This window comes from Pseudomonas jilinensis (genome assembly GCF_003586265.1).
Classification (GTDB): Bacteria; Pseudomonadota; Gammaproteobacteria; order Pseudomonadales; family Pseudomonadaceae; genus Halopseudomonas; species Halopseudomonas phragmitis.
In genome coordinates, this window is sequence record NZ_QJSA01000008.1 from 169,330 (window position 1) to 186,758 (window position 17,429).

General features: G+C 58.4%; 17 protein-coding genes. 7 read left to right on the forward strand and 10 right to left on the reverse strand.

Features of this window, described 5'->3' with window-relative positions; translation table 11 throughout:
- Nucleotides 1-1,719 carry a DUF1302 domain-containing protein gene (locus C2846_RS10555; protein WP_165443807.1) on the reverse strand — a complete coding sequence of 573 codons (1,719 nt, stop codon included), beginning with the start codon at nt 1,717-1,719 and terminating at the stop codon, nt 1-3.
- A 291-nt stretch (nt 1,720-2,010) separates the two neighbouring features.
- Between C2846_RS10555 and C2846_RS10560 the strand changes: the two genes are divergently transcribed.
- On the forward strand, nt 2,011-2,859 hold the full coding sequence (locus C2846_RS10560; RefSeq protein WP_119701410.1) for an extracellular medium-chain-length polyhydroxyalkanoate depolymerase: 849 nt from the start codon (nt 2,011-2,013) through the stop codon (nt 2,857-2,859).
- Between the two features lie 130 nt (nt 2,860-2,989).
- Here the strand turns inward: C2846_RS10560 and C2846_RS10565 are convergent, their stop codons facing one another.
- From C2846_RS10565 to C2846_RS10585, 5 genes are all read right to left on the reverse strand, one after another.
- Nucleotides 2,990-3,637 (reverse strand): hypothetical protein, encoded by a 648-nt coding sequence (locus C2846_RS10565; RefSeq protein ID WP_080051753.1) that lies wholly within the window; start codon nt 3,635-3,637, stop codon nt 2,990-2,992.
- 450 nt (nt 3,638-4,087) lie between these two features.
- Nucleotides 4,088-4,393, reverse strand: coding sequence for a ribbon-helix-helix domain-containing protein (locus C2846_RS10570; RefSeq protein ID WP_080050870.1), 306 nt, complete (start codon nt 4,391-4,393; stop codon nt 4,088-4,090).
- Between the two features lie 56 nt (nt 4,394-4,449).
- Nucleotides 4,450-5,031: a DJ-1/PfpI family protein gene (locus C2846_RS10575; RefSeq protein WP_119701411.1), complete on the reverse strand. Its 582-nt coding sequence runs from the start codon at nt 5,029-5,031 to the stop codon at nt 4,450-4,452.
- 75 nt (nt 5,032-5,106) lie between these two features.
- Nucleotides 5,107-5,967: a nitrate- and nitrite sensing domain-containing protein gene (locus C2846_RS10580; RefSeq protein ID WP_119701412.1), complete on the reverse strand. Its 861-nt coding sequence runs from the start codon at nt 5,965-5,967 to the stop codon at nt 5,107-5,109.
- 4 nt (nt 5,968-5,971) lie between these two features.
- Nucleotides 5,972-7,189: a methyl-accepting chemotaxis protein gene (locus tag C2846_RS10585; protein WP_420849041.1), complete on the reverse strand. Its 1,218-nt coding sequence runs from the start codon at nt 7,187-7,189 to the stop codon at nt 5,972-5,974.
- A gap of 435 nt (nt 7,190-7,624) precedes the next feature.
- Between C2846_RS10585 and C2846_RS10590 the strand changes: the two genes are divergently transcribed.
- The 3 genes from C2846_RS10590 (at nt 7,625) to C2846_RS10600 (ending at nt 11,513) form a co-directional block, all read left to right on the forward strand.
- The gene (locus tag C2846_RS10590; RefSeq protein ID WP_119701414.1) at nt 7,625-8,419 is read left to right on the forward strand and encodes an META and DUF4377 domain-containing protein; all 795 of its coding nucleotides are present in this window, start codon (nt 7,625-7,627) and stop codon (nt 8,417-8,419) included.
- A gap of 203 nt (nt 8,420-8,622) precedes the next feature.
- Entirely contained in the window at nt 8,623-9,168 is a 546-nt protein-coding gene (locus C2846_RS10595) for an RcnB family protein (RefSeq protein ID WP_231705527.1), read from the forward strand.
- A gap of 128 nt (nt 9,169-9,296) precedes the next feature.
- Nucleotides 9,297-11,513, forward strand: a complete 2,217-nt coding sequence (locus tag C2846_RS10600; protein WP_119701415.1) for an IgaA/UmoB family intracellular growth attenuator — start codon at nt 9,297-9,299, stop codon at nt 11,511-11,513.
- Here the strand turns inward: C2846_RS10600 and C2846_RS10605 are convergent.
- Nucleotides 11,510-12,211, reverse strand: coding sequence for a J domain-containing protein (locus tag C2846_RS10605; protein WP_205890175.1), 702 nt, complete (start codon nt 12,209-12,211; stop codon nt 11,510-11,512). The genes C2846_RS10600 and C2846_RS10605 overlap by 4 nt on opposite strands.
- A 22-nt stretch (nt 12,212-12,233) precedes the next feature.
- A complete protein-coding gene (locus tag C2846_RS10610) occupies nt 12,234-12,932 on the reverse strand; it encodes a VWA domain-containing protein (RefSeq protein WP_119701416.1) in 699 nt (232 codons plus the stop codon).
- A gap of 365 nt (nt 12,933-13,297) precedes the next feature.
- Here C2846_RS10610 and C2846_RS10615 point away from each other — a divergent pair, with 365 nt between their 5' ends.
- Nucleotides 13,298-14,638 (forward strand): DUF1329 domain-containing protein, encoded by a 1,341-nt coding sequence (locus C2846_RS10615; RefSeq protein ID WP_119701417.1) that lies wholly within the window; start codon nt 13,298-13,300, stop codon nt 14,636-14,638.
- A gap of 54 nt (nt 14,639-14,692) precedes the next feature.
- On the opposite strand, the gene C2846_RS10620 is transcribed toward C2846_RS10615, so the two are convergent.
- Together C2846_RS10620 and C2846_RS10625 are read right to left on the reverse strand one after the other, a co-directional pair.
- A complete protein-coding gene (locus tag C2846_RS10620; RefSeq protein ID WP_080050878.1) occupies nt 14,693-15,022 on the reverse strand; it encodes a hypothetical protein in 330 nt (109 codons plus the stop codon).
- Nucleotides 15,023-15,125: 103 nt separating this feature from the next.
- Nucleotides 15,126-16,031, reverse strand: a complete 906-nt coding sequence (locus C2846_RS10625) for a LysR family transcriptional regulator (protein WP_080050879.1) — start codon at nt 16,029-16,031, stop codon at nt 15,126-15,128.
- A gap of 115 nt (nt 16,032-16,146) precedes the next feature.
- On the opposite strand from C2846_RS10625, the gene C2846_RS10630 reads away from it, so the two are divergent.
- Together C2846_RS10630 and C2846_RS10635 are read left to right on the forward strand one after the other, a co-directional pair.
- A complete protein-coding gene (locus C2846_RS10630; protein WP_080050880.1) occupies nt 16,147-16,587 on the forward strand; it encodes a DoxX family protein in 441 nt (146 codons plus the stop codon).
- 24 nt (nt 16,588-16,611) lie between these two features.
- On the forward strand, nt 16,612-17,406 hold the full coding sequence (locus C2846_RS10635; protein WP_119701418.1) for a dioxygenase family protein: 795 nt from the start codon (nt 16,612-16,614) through the stop codon (nt 17,404-17,406).
- Nucleotides 17,407-17,429 lie beyond the last annotated feature (23 nt).

Here is a 17,429-nt window from a genome sequence, read left to right on the forward strand (position 1 = left end):
TTAGAAGCTGTACTTGACACTCAGGCTCAGGTAATCGCGATCGGTTCGCTTGTTCGCCAGCCCCCCGCCGTCGTAGCCGACGTAACGCACCCCGAAGGTCAGCGCTTCCTGATAAACCGCATCGACTCCCAGCGAATAGCTGCGAGCCCGCTTGATCAGGCCATTGGTCAACTGCGGTGCCACGCCATTGATCCCATACTGATAACCGGCACTGGGAATCAGGTTGAACAGGTTCATGACATTGCTATAGGTCAGCGACATGCTGCCCTGGGCGCCCCAGGCGCTGGATGTGGCACCGTAGTAATCGATCTGCGAATCAAGCCCCTGAACCCGGCTACCGACCAGTTCCAGCATCAGCGTTCCGGTATTCGAGCCCAGCAAGCCGTTGAAGCTCTGGATGCCGACCAGCGCCGCCTGCCACATCGGTTTCTCGTGATAGCCATCCAGCCGCGTACCGACCGGCAATCCTGCAAGGTTGCCCAGCAGCGCCGTTGGCAGGTATTCCCCCAGTCCCAGGGCGATCGGCGCATTCGGGCGATAACTCAGCTCCCCGGCCACCGACACGCCATTCAGCCAGCTGTCGCCGCCCAAACTGGTATTGAAGCTGAGCCCATAGAGATGGCGCTTTTCAAGATACTCGGCGTAATAGCGTGAGCTGGTGCCCACCGGCAGCACACCGACTCCGGAAATGACCACCGGCTGACCGACGGTCAGGCCGAGCATCGGCACATTCATGTTGTAGCGCAGGTAATAGAAGCCCAACTCACTGTAATTGAGATCAGGCACCAACCAGCGCAGCGCCACCCCATACTGGCTGGCGCCATCGGCCTTGTGGTCCCGCTCACGCGGTATATAGGTGGTTGGCAGGTATCCCTTGAGCGCAGCGAAGGCTGGCAAGTCCGGCAGACTGTCGGCGAAGGCCTGGGCCTGACCCGGACTGTCGAACGCCAACCCGCCGGTCAAAGGCTCCTGCAGGGGCGGTAGCATCAGGTAGTTGCAACCACCACCGATCACATCAAGCGTGGAGAAATAGGTGCCGCATGGGTCAATGCGGGTGCGCTCCCAGGCACGGCTGGGCTGCCAGTAACCTTCAACCGACAGCCCCTCGCTCAATTCGAACGACAGATAGCCCATCAGCGTCGGCATGTAGGCTTCCTTGAGCTCGGAGCCGGGAGCCCGCAAAGCGTTCAGATCGACCGGATTGGTCGCACCGATACCGTTCTGGGCAAACAGACCTTCACCCCAGTTGATCACCTGGCGCCCCACCCGCGCATTCAGCGCCCGGTCGGCCAGCGTCCAGCTGCCATACACGAAGGCATCGAGCAGATCGACACTGGAGCCGGCATCATTCAGTCCCCGACTAGGGATGTCCCGGTGCCGCCGCGAATCGTCCTCAAGCTCGAAGTCATAGAACGCCCGGCCGCGTACAAACACGCCAAAACGTTCCTGGTAACTCAGATCAAGATCGGACACAGCCTTGGCCACTTCCGAAAACAGCTCACCACGCTTGAAGTTGAGATTGCCGTCATCGGAATTGATCAGCGCGCTGTTATCCCCCCGACCGCCGTTGGCGCGGGCAATAAGCCGGCTGTCCTGTTTCTGCATACGGTAATTGACCCCATAGGAAAGGGTCGTATCGAGCGATAGCGACCAGTCTCCCGAGCGGGTCTGAAACGCCAGAACCTGGCTGCTTGTCAGCAGCGCCAGGCAACCTGCCACCCACGCTTTTCCCTGTGTTGCCACGAGGACCTCCAAAGTATTGTTATTATCGGAACCGGAACATCGGTTCCGATATATTAGGCGTGAGTTGGGCACTTCACAAGTCTTTGCGGAAAATTTTCTTCATGAGCCAAGAATGCTGATTCAGAGCCGTTACAGACTTATTACCAGGGCTTGGATGAACTGACGCCTTGACAGAATCGGAATTCTGATTCCTATTTATAGAGCGATAAGCACACTCCCGGGCTGCAGCTTTTGGCCCGTTCACAATGACAAAAATGGAGGTTCGCCATGGCTACACTCACCCGATTGCCACTGAAGTGGCTTGCCCTGCTCTGCCTGATGCTAAGCGCATCACAAGCCTGGGCCGATTCGCGCTGTAACGAACGCAAGAGGACCCTGTTACTGCCCGGCAAGATCAGTTGCAGCTACCAGTCAACCTGGATAGCGTCCAGCGATTTTACTCAACGCAAGATCATCTATCAGTTGCCCGTCGGTACACCACCGGCAGATGGCTGGCCAGTAGTACTGATTTATCAGGGCTCTTTCTTCCCACTCAACAACTTCACCTACTACAGCAACGCCCCATACGGCGGCTTTTATGAAGGCAAGCTGGTACAGACCCTGCTGGACAATGGCTATGCCGTAATCGCCCCCAGCGCCCCTGCCGACCTGTTCTGGCATACCAATATCCCCGGGCTGGCCAGCTTTTATGAGTTGAGTACCGACTTCAGCTTCCTGACCAATGTCTTTAGCGCTATCGATGACGGCCACTTCGGCCCGCTCAATGGTCAGCGCAAATACGCCACCGGCATCTCCAGCGGAGGCTACAACACCAGTCGCATGGCCGTATCGTTTCCTGGCCAGTTCCGTGCCCTGGCGATCCAGGCAGGGTCCTATGCCACCTGCAGCGGCCCGCTCTGCTCAGTACCTGATACCTTGCCGGCTGATCACCCGCCCACCTATTTCCTGCATGGCTTTGTCGATCTGACCGTTCCATGGTGGAGCATGAACCTGTACTACGATCGTCTGCTGCATCAGGGCATCCCCACCGCACGGCATACCGAAACCCTGGGCGGGCATGAGTGGTTCTCCGTCTCGCCCAGCAAAATCCTCGCCTGGTTCAACGCCCACCCCTGAAGGCGGCCTGGCCTAACGCAAGAGACCACATACCCAGTACAGTAAAATAGAGACAACAAAAAACGCCCACTCCAACCGATAATCCGGATTGAAGTGGGCGTTCCCTTACTACAGTCTGGTTAGTGAATCATTACCTTGCAGGCTGCATCTGCAATAGCACTTCACCACCCTGTTCCCGCTCTTTTGCCCATTGAGTTATCAGCACCATCATCATAAATCCACCGGCGATCAACAACGGATACATAATCAGTATTTCAACCAGCGAATACTTCCAGGACAACGCCCGACCAATACCCAAAAACGCAGCATAAAACCAGGACACTCCAGAAACCACTCCTGCCAGTAAAGCAAAAGTACGCTTATCGAAAGACATCGACAACAAACACCCTGCCTTCTGAATGGCCGGCAATACCTTGTGGTGCAAAAAAATACCATTAAGCGTCAACAACATTACAACGGCAATCTTGGCCTGAAGTTTAGGGTTGAGCAGGTACTCAGCGCCTTTGCCCAGCATATCGACACCAATAATAGCCAGGCCGGTTACCCACAGCAGCACCAGCGCCCAGAATACTGTCGTTTGCAGATGCTGCATGTGAGAACTCTCAGCAACAGGGCTTTTTTCTTGCTTTATCAAGGCCTTGAGCATGGCAAAATCACTACTTAGAATGCTGCCGATGGCGACACAGCAAGCGATCAGATGCGCATACAAAATCCCTAGCCGCACAAACTCCATGATGGTCTGGTTTTCAACCAATGACGAGATGAAAGAAAGTTCCATCGAAGCCTCTCTTGTTCTTTCCAAGATCTGGACCCTCGCCCCACGCGAAGTATCCATAAGTTTTACCTGTGCATTGAAGAAACTACTCCAGTGCGTTTATCCGTTGCTTTTCAGCAAACTCAATAGCACTACTGATCGGCGAATGAATACCTCCTCATTCCGCTTCCTCTGGTAACAGTAAAAACTTCTCTTAACGCAGAACGATGCGCGACAAGAGCACTGCTTTTTTCAATTGACTCCAGACTTCAATACAAGATTTGTCTGGCCACTTGTAAGAGTGGCCAGACCCGCTTAGCGTTCATTTTTCGAACAGTGAAGCCGACAAACGGTACAATGCCACAAACCTTGCGCCATACTAGCCATCAGCCAGACAGGACATACAAAACCGCGTCCCAGACAACTCCAGTCGCGAAAACAAACCCATACTACCTAGGGGTATGAATGATCAGGTCAGCCCGCCACACGACGAACCACCGCCAGCGGAACCGGGCGCGCCTCGCGCTGGGTCAGGTAGCGGGTACAACTGACCCGCAGAAAGGAAGCAAAATTCACCACCTCACCACGCAACTCCATAACCTCATCGTAGAGCTTGCTGATCAACTGGTTGGTGGTCATGCCATCGACCTCGGCAATTTCCTGCAGAATGTCCCAGAACTGGTTTTCCAGCCGCAGGGTGGTTACAACACCGCGAATCCGCAGTGAACGGGAGCGCGACTCATAGAGAATCGGGTCAGCTTTGACGTAGAGCTCACACATGACCACCTCCTTAATGATGGGCCGCCATCGGTCCAATGGCGGCCCCGCGTGACAGATTACAGACGAATCTCAGCGCCCAGCAGCTTGACGAAGGCCGCCAGCCAGGCCGGATGCGCAGGCCAGGCCGGGGCGGTAGCCAGATTGCCCTGAACATGGGCCTGATCAACCGGGATATCCATATAAGTACCACCAGCCATGCGCACATCCGGGCCACAAGCCGGATAGGCACTGCACTCGCGCCCCTCCAGAACGCCAGCTGCCGCCAGTAGCTGCGCGCCATGACAAACGGCGGCAATCGGCTTGCCGGCCTGGTTAAAGGCTTGAACGATCTCGATCACCCGTGGGTTCAGACGCAGGTACTCAGGCGCTCGACCACCGGGAATTACCAGGCCGACATAGTCATCGACCCTGACCTGATCAAAATCGTAATTGAGGGCGAAATTATGGCCCGGCTTCTCAGTATAGGTCTGATCGCCTTCGAAATCGTGAATCGCGGTGCGTACCGTTTGCCCAGCCTGCTTATCCGGACAAACGGCATGCACGGTATAGCCCAGCATGCTCAGGGCCTGAAAGGGCACCATGGTTTCATAGTCTTCGGCAAAGTCGCCGGCCAGCAGCAGAAGTTTCTTGTCGGTCATGGTGGTCATCTCCGTACCAGGGTGTGGAGCTGACAGCATGCGCCGGTTTTTTCCATCCGGGGTAACAGCCGGGTACTACATGGGCTTTAGCCGTTTTGCCTGGCTTTGCTGAACATGCGCCAGCGCCCCGTCCACCAGAGCCAACAGGGCATCGATAGCCTGGGTTGCCTGCTGAAAATAGCGCTTGGCCTCAATGCCTGGCCGTTCGGCATTCAACAGGTTCTGCTCCATGCAAAACAACAGCTCCTGCACCGCACGCTGACAGGACGACAGCTCCAGCAGCCCTGAGGGCAACGGCTGACGGTCCAGGGCGGTGAATGCAGTATCGGACAACTGCTGGATCTTCTGATGCAAAAACCGCAGGCGCACACGTTGCTCAGGGCTGCTTGCCTGAGCGGCAGCGATTCCGACCCCCAAAGCCCGGGCCTGCCCGGCCCATTCGGCCGCCTGAACCACCTCCCGCCAGATACACGGCAGATAGCCAAACTCCATCAACCCTTGTCCCAGATCGCGCTCGGCGGCAATGTCTTCTATCAGGAAAATAGTATTACGAATGATCAGATGGTGCTGCTGCAGGTTGTTGGCCGGGTCAGCCACCCGCCCCTGACGCAACCGCGACCAGTGATCAATGACCCCACTCCAGGCTTCGGCATGCCGTGCATCAATTTCCGCAGCTCCGGCAATAACCCGATCCAACTGCCCGCGCACAGCTTCCTGATCGGCCCGCAGGCTCTGATCGCCAGCCAGCAACCCCTGACTCAACCCCCGATGCCGCTGAAACCCTGCCAGCAGCTCACGCAACAGGCGTAACTGCTGCAAGTTGCGAGCAATCGCGGTACGGATCTGACGCTGGCGACGCCAGTGCAGAGCCAGCATCACTCCCGACAGCAGCGCTATCACAACCAAAACGATTACCATGCTGAAGCTGATCGACATTGCATCACCCCGTCAAATGAGCCAAATGGTGAGCAATCGTGCGGGCCTGACCGGCAGCCTGGAGGTTGTCGGCATTGCCCTGACGTACCCGGTCGGCCAAGGTGGCGATTTCCGCTACCGCCTGGCCCTGCTGGCCGGTGCTGACGGCAACCTGCATGACCTGCTCGGTCAGCTCATGGGTTTTCTCGCGCACCTGCTGAAGCACACCAGCCACGGCTCGGGAGCCCTGGGCACTGTGTTCAGCCAATTCGGTCAAGGCCGACATGTGATTGCCTGCCTGCAGAATATGCTGGCGCACCGTCTCGATATTTCGCCCAATCTCAGTCGCCGAGTCCTGGCTGTGGGCTGCCAGGCGCCGCACCTCATCTGCCACCACGGCAAAACCACGCCCGTTTTCACCGGCCCGAGCAGCTTCGATCGCCGCATTCAGGGCCAGCAGATTGGTCTGCTCGGCAATCGTGCGAATCGCGCTGGACATGGCGTTGATGGTCTCCGACGACTGACCCAACTGGCTCATCAGTTCGTTTGTAGCGCAGGCCTGTCGGTTCATCTGCGACACCTGCTCCAGCAGTTGCGCCAACTGTCGGCTGCTCTCGTCCAACTGACCGCTGGCCAGCACACTGGTCTGACGTGAGCGGTCGGCCAGCGCCGCTACGTCAAGGATACTGACGTTCAACTGCTCGACCGCCGCTGCCGCTGTATTGGCCGCCTCACTCTGGCTCTCGGCATTGCGCGTGACCAGCACCGCGCTGTGCTCCAACTCCTGCGATGAATGCGATATTTCATCCAGCCGTTGCTGCAACGCCTGCTGACGCCGACGCTCAAGCAGCAGCAATTGCTGAAAAGACTCAGCCACCGGACGCAGCGCCTGCCACTGGCTGCCCACCGGAGGCTCCCCTGCCGGGTCGCTGCACAGTTGCTGACAACGCTGCTGCAGCCGGGTCAATTCGGCGAATACCAGCCACAGTGTCGCCCAGGCCAGATAGCCCGTCAGCAGCAGCCACGGCCACACCGGCAACGCTGGTGCCCACCACTGCACTATCAGCCCGAGCGCCACCATGCCTGCCAGCAGACGACGTACACCTGTCAAACCCAGTTCACCCAGCAACAATGCCAGGGGATATGCCAACCTCATCATCGCCCTACTCCCAGCCCTACAAAAAAGGCGCCCGGGCTCGCCATTCAAAATGGAAAGTCCAGGCGCCTTTGCCTGCCGGGCCATGGCCCGGTAATTCAGATTGTCATGGAACCACTGAAAACTACCTGCGTTGGCAATACTGCGTTAAAAACAGCCTCGATCGCGAGCCCGGTCAAAATGCTCATTTACACCGCGTAAACTGCGCTTTTTCGGCTGTTTTTGCCTTGTCTTGCCTGCCTCGTCTACGTTTTTCAGTGGTTCCTTAATAAAAATGCTGGGCAAGATTCGTACCATCCGGCAACCCCGGCCTGGCCCCCGCAAATGCAATCATTCAGCCATCAGCGCGAACCAATGCCGCCTTTTGCCGATCCAAAACAGGGCATGCCAGCAACCCGCGCCGTTTTCTGGTGCTTGCTGCTATCATGAGTCTGGGCCAATGCCGACCGCCTACCCGGCTCCTGGCAGCCCTCGTTCTGGTTTACCGCACCGGAATGCTTCATCACACAAAGGAATGAATACATGCTCACCATCGCACGCATTTCCCTATTCACCGCACCGGCATTTGCCCTGCTACTGACCGGCTGCAGCAGCCCCAGCTCCGACTCAAGCTCTCCTACCCAGATCAGCGCTGAACAACTGGCAGCCTATTACTGGGTGGTACAGGGCGCCACTGATCGCAATGGCAACCCGGTTGAGGCATTCGAAGGCGATTTCGAACGTCCGCTGCAACTGACCCTCAACAACAACCAGCTCGGCATCGCCGGCAGTTGCAACCTGATCGGCGGTGATTATCGCCTGGAAGGCCCGACCCTGACGCCCGGCCAACTGGTCCAGACCATGATGTACTGTGACCCTGAAGCCGTGATGCTGCGCGAGGCAGCCATCAAGCAACAGCTGGAAACCGCTCAGGAAGTGCAACTCAGCAGTACCATCCCGCCGCGTCTGACCCTGACCAATACTCACGGCCAGCGTCTGAACCTGCAGGGTGAAGCCACGCCGGAAACCCTTTACGGCAGCAGCGGTGAAATCATGTTCATGGAAGTGCAGGCCCAGCGCGTTGAATGCCCGCACCCGCTGATGCCCAACCACCAGTGCCTGCATGTGCGCGAAGTGGTCTACGACGAAACCGGCATCAAGCAGTCAACCGGCGAGTGGCAGAACCTGTACCAGGAGATCCAGGGCTACGAACACCGCCCCGGCATCCGCAACGTGCTGCGGCTCAAGCGCTTCGATGTGGCCAACCCACCAGCGGACAGTTCGTCTGTGGCCTACGTACTGGATCTGGTAGTCGAATCAGAGGTCGTCGAACGCTGAGGAACCAGCGGCGCAGGCGGGAGTCATAGGGCTGGCTCCCGCCAGCACCGTATATGCAGCCAATGTAAAGATAGGTAAAGATCCCTTTACAACCTAAGCATTTCGCTCGTTTTCCGGTCTTAAGGAGTAACCCAGGCGCACTTGAGGGATGCTACCGCGCTCTGGATTACCAAGGACATTTGAACCTGAGCGAGATCAGAACAATGAAAACTTTCCGTTTTGTAGCCACTGCGTGCATCACGGCCATGCTATTCGGTACTGCGGCCCAGGCATCGCCTTTCAAGCCAGCAACGCCGCAAAACGGCGGAGCGCAATTCCAGATACAACAGGCCTCGCATAACGCCTCCCAAAACCGCCATCACCGCCAGGAGCGCAACCAGCGGCAGCACCGCCATGAACGCCACAACCAGCAACGTCGGCACCAGGCGGTCCAGCAACATCGGCGCTCTGATCATCACTACCGGGCACAGCGCCATGTCTATCATGCACCGCCGCCAGTCCATGTGATCCGCCAGCAAGTGTATCCAAAGCGTCACTACATCAGCCGCGGGCCGGTCTACCATAACAACATCATCATCGTGCAGGGCCGGCCGATGCCCAAGGGTTACGGCAAGCGTGTGAGTCATTATCAGGTCCGCCATCTGCCACACTACCCGGGCTACGAATGGCGCCAGGTCGGTCGTGACCTGATTCTGGTCGCCATCACTACCGGGATTGTCTACGCCATTCTCGACAACGTCCTGAACTGATCTTTCACCGGTGCAACGGCCCTCGGCCGTTGCACCGCCTTGAACCCTGCATTTCACCCCGTTTCTGGCATCAGCCCGACTGATTGGTTATATTGGCGCCCCCAAAACTCAGGACGAGGTATTTAGGCGTGGAGACGCTGGCCTTTCTCAAAATCGCACTGTTCATCATCATCGCCGTCACCTCACTGGCCAGCTATTTCACATACAGCGGCCGGCGCCGGGAAACCGCCCAGACCTTGAAAGGCCTGCGCGATGATCTGCAACCCCTACGCCAGATCAGCAATGAAGAAATCGACGCGCTGCTGCCACTGCTTGAGGATCCAGCCAAGCCAGGTACCAAGCTCAGCCTCGACAGCAAGGATGTCTACCTTCTTGAAGGTGACTATATGCGTCATGGGCTGGAGGGCAACAGTAGCACCTGGCACGACACCATTGCCGGTGTCGAAGTCATTCTGCCCTTCGACGCCGCACTGTTTCTGGGCCAACACAACCAGGCCGAAGTGGTGCTGGCCGGCAACCATGCCGCGGTAGTACGTCTGAACAACGGTTTCGACCTGCTCGGTGGACTGGCGCGTCAGCAACAGGTTCAGCAGCAGAACGACAACTGGGCCGCCGGCAAGAGCGGCACCCTGTCACCAGCACCCAGCTACAACCTGCAGTTCCCGCAGGGCGAAAACGCAACCGACACTCAGGCCGACAGCCTGGCCGTTGATGAAGCCTCCATCAGCATCACTGCCGACACCCCTGACTCTGGTATTCACATCATTTCCCAGCGCGAGGAAAGCCCGGAAGAAAGCCTGTATCGCAAGGGCCGGGGCTATGGGCTGCTGTCAGCCCTGTGCTGGATCCCCGCGTTCATTCTGTTGAGTTTCAGCCAGGACAGCAGCAGCGCCGGCCCCAGTCTGCTGGCGGCCAGTCTGGCGCTGATCGGTCTCGGTTGCTGGCTGTTCTGGCGTCGGCAAAAGCCAGGCACCCCGGAAAAAATCAATCGGGTTTCTGCTCCCTTGAGCAAAACGCTGCTACCCAATGTCGAGCGCCCGGACCTGCCCCATCAGCAATACCTCCTGGGCGCCAACATGGCCATTGAGCTGCCCAAGCACTGGGAGGCCAGTGCTGACCGCATGCTCGGCCAACAGGTACAGGCGGATCTTCGCGTATCGGACTATAAAGCCCTGAACCTGGGCCTGCGCCTATCTATCGCCGACGAAGTCAAACGCTTCCCCCTGGCCTACTGGGGCCGCCACCTGACCCTGGCGCTGGTGGGCGCTGCGGCACTGTTCTGGGTACTGGGGGTATCGCCAGGCGCACGCCTGGACGCCATGCTTGCCTATCACTGGCTCAAGGGTAGCGATGCCCAGCAATATGACAGCAGCGCAGCCCTGCTCGCAGCCCAGCCCGGAGCTGGCAGTCTGCTGAGCCTTGAGTTTCAGGGGCGTTGCCAGGTAGTTCCGCCGGTGCCTGGCTGGGGCTATCATCGCATCGATTGCGATCTGATCCGCTGGGATGGCGCGGCTATGCAGGTCGAAACTCCCGAACTGAATGAAACCGTGCAAACCCTGTATCAGGGCGGCTTTGCCCAAACCCGCCGCGACCGCATGGTTGAACAGCTGTTCCGCATCCGCAACGGTGGCAGCCTGCGCTCAGCCACTCCGGTCGTGGTGACCAATCTGCGTGAAATAGCCGAGTTGATCAATAGCGCCTGTACCCTCTCGGCATCCGGCGACGCCAGCCGCCAAAGCCGTCATTACTGCAGCCAGTTGCAATCGATTCTGATGCATGACATGCAATTGCCCTGGGGACTGCGCGGCCTGGATTGGGACGAATTCCACGCAACCCTGACCGCTCCGGACCAGACCGACGCCGAGTGGGAAGCCATCATTCTCAACAGCAATCTTGAGCAGCTCTATAGTCGAGCCCGCGCCATGGTCAGCGAACTGATGACCGACAATACCGAACTCTTCGCCAAGCGGCTGGTCGCCGCCCAGCAAGGTGGTGTACTGCTGCAACAGATCGATTCATCGGATAACCGCAGTTATTACTATCGCGGCCAGCAAGACACCACCAAGCTCTGGGAAGATTTACAGTATTACAGTAGTGAAGACGGGCTCCAGACCCTGCAAATTGAAGGCATGCTGGTCAGTAACCAGCAGCATGAAGACGGCAGCCCGCTCCTGCTGATAGATACCGCGCGTACCATCGACAATGGCTGGCCAGCGACAGTACGTACTCTTTGGTTGCTGCTGGCACTGCTGCTGGTCGGTGTTCACGGCGTACTGACCGCACGCGGACTCAGCGCCAAGGAAGAACGCGAAAAGGCCCTGGCCAAGCACTGCCAGACGCTTTAATCCAGCAGCACCGCCCTGGCCTCATTGATCAATGCGGCCAGGTAGGCGCTGCCACCATGGTCCGGGTGCATCTTCTGCATCATTTGCCGATGCGCCTGGATGATCTCTTCCCGGCTGGCTCCGGGTTTCAGGCCGAGAATATCCAGCGCCTCGGCCTCCGTCAGCGGCTGGTGACCTGTACTGGCACTCTCGGAATCCGCACCTGCCGCTCCCGGGTCATCGGCACGCCAACTATCGGCAAAACGGCGGTCCAGGTAAGACTCGAGCAAGCGTGCCGAATCGTAATCATGCTGGCGGCAATACTGCAGCAACTCAATGAATTCACCTTCACTCAGATGCGCCAGAGAGCGCCCGGCCAGCGGGCCCTGCAGCACCTGCCCGGTCATCTCACCGGTATCATGATCCAGGCTCATTTCGAGAATATCGGTTGCCACCCGCGACTGGTTGCCCGGATTGGCCTGGGTTGGCCCACGCGCCAGCAAAGCCATCAACAGCCGGCGCAAGAACGGCAACACGCCAGCCAATATCGCCAGCGCCAGATATACACGACCACTCAAGCTCAGATACAGCAGCACCACTCCGCCGACCACCAACAGCATCTTGACCAGCGCCGGCCGACGCTGGTTCGGAGGCTGACTGGCCAGCCACAACCAGCCGCCAAGAACAATCAACAAAACAAGCAGCACCAGCGCAATCATGAAAGCTCCCAGGGCCCGAGTTTTACTTGAGCTGTCGAGTCAAGCGCTTGACCTCCGAAGAGCTGCGCGCCGAAAAGTTTTCCAGCGCCTTGACGCCACCGGAGGCATAAACCGCCACCGCCGCCAACAAGTCCTTCAATACCTGCGGACTGCGCCGATCGAAGGGCGCATAAGCGCCACCCGACAGCTTGCTGACCTGCTGAAACACTGCGCGAGCATGCCGGTCATCCCCCTCATGGAACATGAACACAGGTGTGCGCAGCATCCCCAGCTCGCCGGCAGCATGGCACAGAGAATCCACATGCTCTTCGCAGCAATCGCCAATGAACACCACGGCCTTGACCGGTTGTTTGCGGGTTTCCTCCACCGCATGACGCAGTACCCGGCCAATCTGGGTGATACCGCCCAGGCAGCTCACTCCGTTCATCAAGCCCAGCAACTGCTGAGTCTGAGTCACGAACCGGGTAGCCTTGAATTCCTTGTAGCCGCGGTAGTAACACAGTTGAATCGCCAGCCCGCCGAGATTCTCGGTGGCCAGAAACAGCTCGCTCTGCAAGTGACTGGCCTGATCCCAGGTTGCTTCCCGACTGGCCGTCGCATCCAGCGCAAAAATAAGCCGCCCTTGCCCGCTCCCCGTACCCTTGGGCAGAGACTGTACCTGGTGGATAAACAGATCCAACGCCTGTCTATCGGTTTTTGCCGAAACCCCTTTATCAGACATGGCTGCAACCGTGTACTCGCGTTACCCCCATAGTAGAAAAAAACCAGGGGTATTCACAGGCGCAGCCCCAATCAGCTTTGTCACAAAAGAATGTGACCCAGATCGCATCCTGCACGCTGGATCACGCCACCGATGCTGGCCAGTGGTACATTTCCCGGCTTTTCGAGACAGTACCTGCAGAGCGACTCGCCGAGTGCTCTAGAACGCAGTTTGTATCTTTTTGTAGCCTGCGCGTGCGGCACTGTTTCAAGCGGGTAGAATCCCGCCCCTTGCAGATGCCGGGGCCAGATCAACCGGCCTATACAAGCAGTTCAAGGTTGATTCGACACAAGCCTTGCGGCAGTCGCATCACATGGAGTGAGACTATGATCAAGCAATTCGGAATCATCATGCTGGCCGCCGTTGTTGCCGGTCAGGCTCAGGCCAAGGTCGACCCTCTCCAGGCCGAACGGCTCGGTCGGGATCTGACCCCGCTCGGTGCCGAACGCGCCGGCAACGCTGCCGGGACCATTCCCGAGTGGACCGGAGGTGTCACCCCGCCAGCCCACTATCGCCCGGGTATGCACCACCCAGACCCCTATGCCAGCGACGCCGAGCTGTACCGGGTCAACGCCAGCAACCTGGCGCAGTACGCGAACCAACTACCCGAAGGTCTGAGCGACCTGCTGCAACGTCACCCTGACTATTACATGCGGGTATATCCTACCCGGCGCAGCGCCTCCAACCCGCAACGCATCTACGATGCAACCAAACGCAACGCGGTCAACGCTGAGCTGATCGCCAACGGCAACGGTATCACTGGCGCCGCTGCCGGCATCCCGTTCCCGATTCCGCAAAGCGGCATTGAAGTCATCTGGAACCACATCCTGCATTACAAAGGTGACCAGAACCACTTCATCACCAACCAAGCGGTGGTCATCAACGGTCGCAGCAACCTGATCCGCCGCGACCGTCAGATCTATTATGTCTACGGCCGTGAGGGCATGACCCCGGATCAGTTGGACAATACCCTGCTGTACTACAAATACGTGGTGACCGCCCCAGCCAGGCTTTCTGGCACCGCCCTGGTCGTACAGGATCCACTGGATCAGGTTCTGAGCACCCGCCGCGCCTGGCGCTACAGCCCCGATAACCGCCGGGTACGGCGCCTGCCATCACTGGCCTATGACTCGATCCAGCCCGACACCAGCGGCCTGGCGACCGCCGACGTGGTCGACACCTACAACGGCGCCCCGGATCGCTATGAGTGGAGCCTGCTCGGCAAGCGTGAAATGCTGGTGCCTTATAACAGTTATGCAGTCCATCAAAAGGGTATTCCCTACGACCGCATCGTTCAGGAGAGAACCCTCAACCCTGAACTGCTGCGTTATGAGCTGCACCGGGTCTGGGTTATTGATGCCACCCTGCGCCCAGGCATGAGCCATGTTTACCAGCAGCGGCGTTTCTATGTCGACGAAGATAGCTGGCAGATTCTCGCGGTCGATTTGCGTGACAGGAGTGGAGAGCTGGTCGGCCTGCAGGAAAGCCACCCGATCAACTATTACGACGTGCCCATGGTCGGCAGCACGGTGGAAACCCTATATCACCTCAAGACCGGGAATTACTTCGTCGACGGGCTCAACAACAACGAGCCCATGTACGACTTCAATGCCCAGCTCAGCCCGCACGAGTTCTCCGCCCAGGCCTTGCGCCGCAGCGGCAACTAAACCAGCGGTAACCAGGCTGTCAGGCTCTGCCAGCAGAGCCTGACAGCCCAATCCTCAGTCAAGATCGTCGAGCGTTACGGTCAGATCCCGGCGCGACACATCAACATCCCAGAAGGTGTAGCTGTCACCGTCGGAGTCGACCAGCTTGATATCAAAGATCGGGCTCTTGTAACCCTTGAGCGTCACCCGCTTGGTAGAACCATTGGGCATCACATCATTGCCCAGCACATCCTTTTCCCAGGACTCGGAATTATCCGGGCTCACATACAGGTACATGATGGTGTAGCCGGTGTTATTGGTAATATCCACATAAAATTCCCGAGCCTGTGCCGACAGCACAAACAGCATGGCAAAGAGAAATACCGCCCAATGTTTTAACCGCATGATGAGTCCTCTTGAAAATCCCTGAGTGACGGACTGTCGCTCCGTTGCGCGTAATATTTTGCAACAGACTAGTATCATAAAGCCATAAGAGCGCCAGTGCTTTTTACTGGTTCACAGCCTGCCTCTGAGCGGCAAACATCTCTTGCAGAAAATCGATCAGCGCCCGGACCTTGGGCGTAACAAACTTGCGCGTTGGATAGACCGCATAAACACCCAGCTCCAGAGCCTGGTAGCCGGGCAACAGTTCAATCAGCCGCCCTGCCGCCAGATCCTCGCCAACCAGAAAATCCGGTTGCAGGATGATCCCCTGATCGCTCAATGCCACCGCCCGGCAGGTATCGCCGTTATTGGTGTCCATCCAGGGCCTGGTTCTGACACTGACCTCGCCCTGCGGCCCGCTGAAACGCCACTCATCTCCCGAGTTGAAATAGCTGTAGGCAACCACCCTGTGCGCAGCCAGCTCCTCCGGTTGCGATGGCTGGCCATGCCTGGCCAGATACCCGGGGGAGGCACAGACCCGCAGGCGGGTGCTGGCAATCCGACGGCTGACCAGCGTCGAGCTGGGCAACGACGCGATCCGAATCGCCAGATCAAAGCCCTCCTCCACCAGATCCACCAGGCGGTCCGACAGGGTGATATTGAGCTTGACCTGCGGATGCAGCTCGCTGAACCGCCCCCACAAAGGCGCCAGACGGGTAATCCCAAAGGTCACCGGCACATTGACTCGGAGCAACCCGCGCGCACTGCTGCTGCGCGAACCCAGTTCAGCTTCAGCCTCCTCAACACCGGCCAGCAACTCCTTGCTACGCTGAAAGAACACCTCCCCTTCCTCCGTCAGCGACAGGCGTCGCGTAGTACGATGCAGCAGACGCACCCCAAGCCGCGCCTCCAGATCATTGATATAGCGCGACACCGCCGCCTTCGAATACCCAAGCGACTCCGCAGCCCGGACAAAACTCCGCGCCTCGACCACTGCGCAAAAGGTCTGCATTTCAACGAAACGATCCATTGTCTCACCCACAGAGATAGTTATTATCAAAAACTCATGTTTATCTCATAAAAATGGATAGGTAAAGTTCACCCATCGCAACACAACAACCCGAGAAAAACCAAGAGAGAGCCTCATGAACACAGCCTTGCTAAACCGGATCGTCAACACCAACGCCAACTGGAGCGCCCTGTTTCTGCGCATCCCGGTCGGCATCATCTTCGCCGCCCATGGAGCCCAGAAACTGTTTGGCTGGTTCGGTGGCTACGGCCTTGAAGGCACCGGCCAATGGATGGCCTCAATCGGCCTGAATCCCGGTTACCTGATGGCCCTGATGGCCGGCAGCGCCGAGTTCTTTGGCGGCATTGCCCTGATCATCGGCCTGCTGGTCCGCCCAGCCGCCGCCGCACTGGCCTTTGCCATGCTGATCGCGATCTTTGCCGTACACTTCGAGAACGGCCTGTTCATGAGCAACAATGGCTATGAATTCGGCCTGGCACTACTGGCCGCCTCGGTTTCACTGCTGTTCAGTGGCGCTGGGCGCGCCTCGGTTGACGCCTTGCTGGCCCAACGCTAAACCCAAAGCGCCGGAGGAAGCACCATGAACATCTTACCCAGTCTGTTCGTATCTCACGGCGCCCCTACCTTTGCCCTGGAGCCCGGCCTCGCCGGGCCCCGCCTGCGGGCACTGGGAGAGGCACTGCCCCGGCCACGCGCTATTCTGATCATCTCGCCGCACTGGATGACCCGTGACCTGCGCATTACCGGCAACGCCGCCCCGGAAACCATTCACGACTTTGGTGGCTTTGCTCCAGCGCTCTATCGCCTTCAATACCCCGCAGCCGGTCACCCGGCACTGGCCAGTGAACTGGCCGAATTGCTGACCGAGGCCGGTTGGCCTGCCAGCCTCGACTTACAACGCGGGCTTGATCATGGCGCCTGGGTTCCGCTGCTGCATCTGTATCCACAGGCCGACATCCCGGTACTGCAACTGTCTATGCCAACCGACCTTGACCCCGAGTCCGCCTACGCACTCGGCCAGGCTCTGGCCCCACTGAGCAACCAGGGAATTCTGGTCATCGGCTCCGGCAGCCTGACCCATAACCTCTACGAGGCCCTGGGCCACAGCCCCGGTGATGCCGAATACGCCAGTGAGTTCTCTGCCTGGGTCCGCAATGCGGTACACAACGGCCAGCATCAACAGCTCAAGCAAACTCTGACACTGGCCCCCCATGCCAGCCGGGCACACCCGACCAGCGAACACTTTCTGCCATTGCTGGTAGCCTTGGGCGCCGCCTATGGCCGCACCGACGCCACGGTATTGGAAGGTGGGCTGGACTACGGCGTGCTGTCGATGGATTCGTTTGTGTTTGGGGCCAGCCTGACGGGCATATGATGGGTTGGAACCTCCAGCACCAG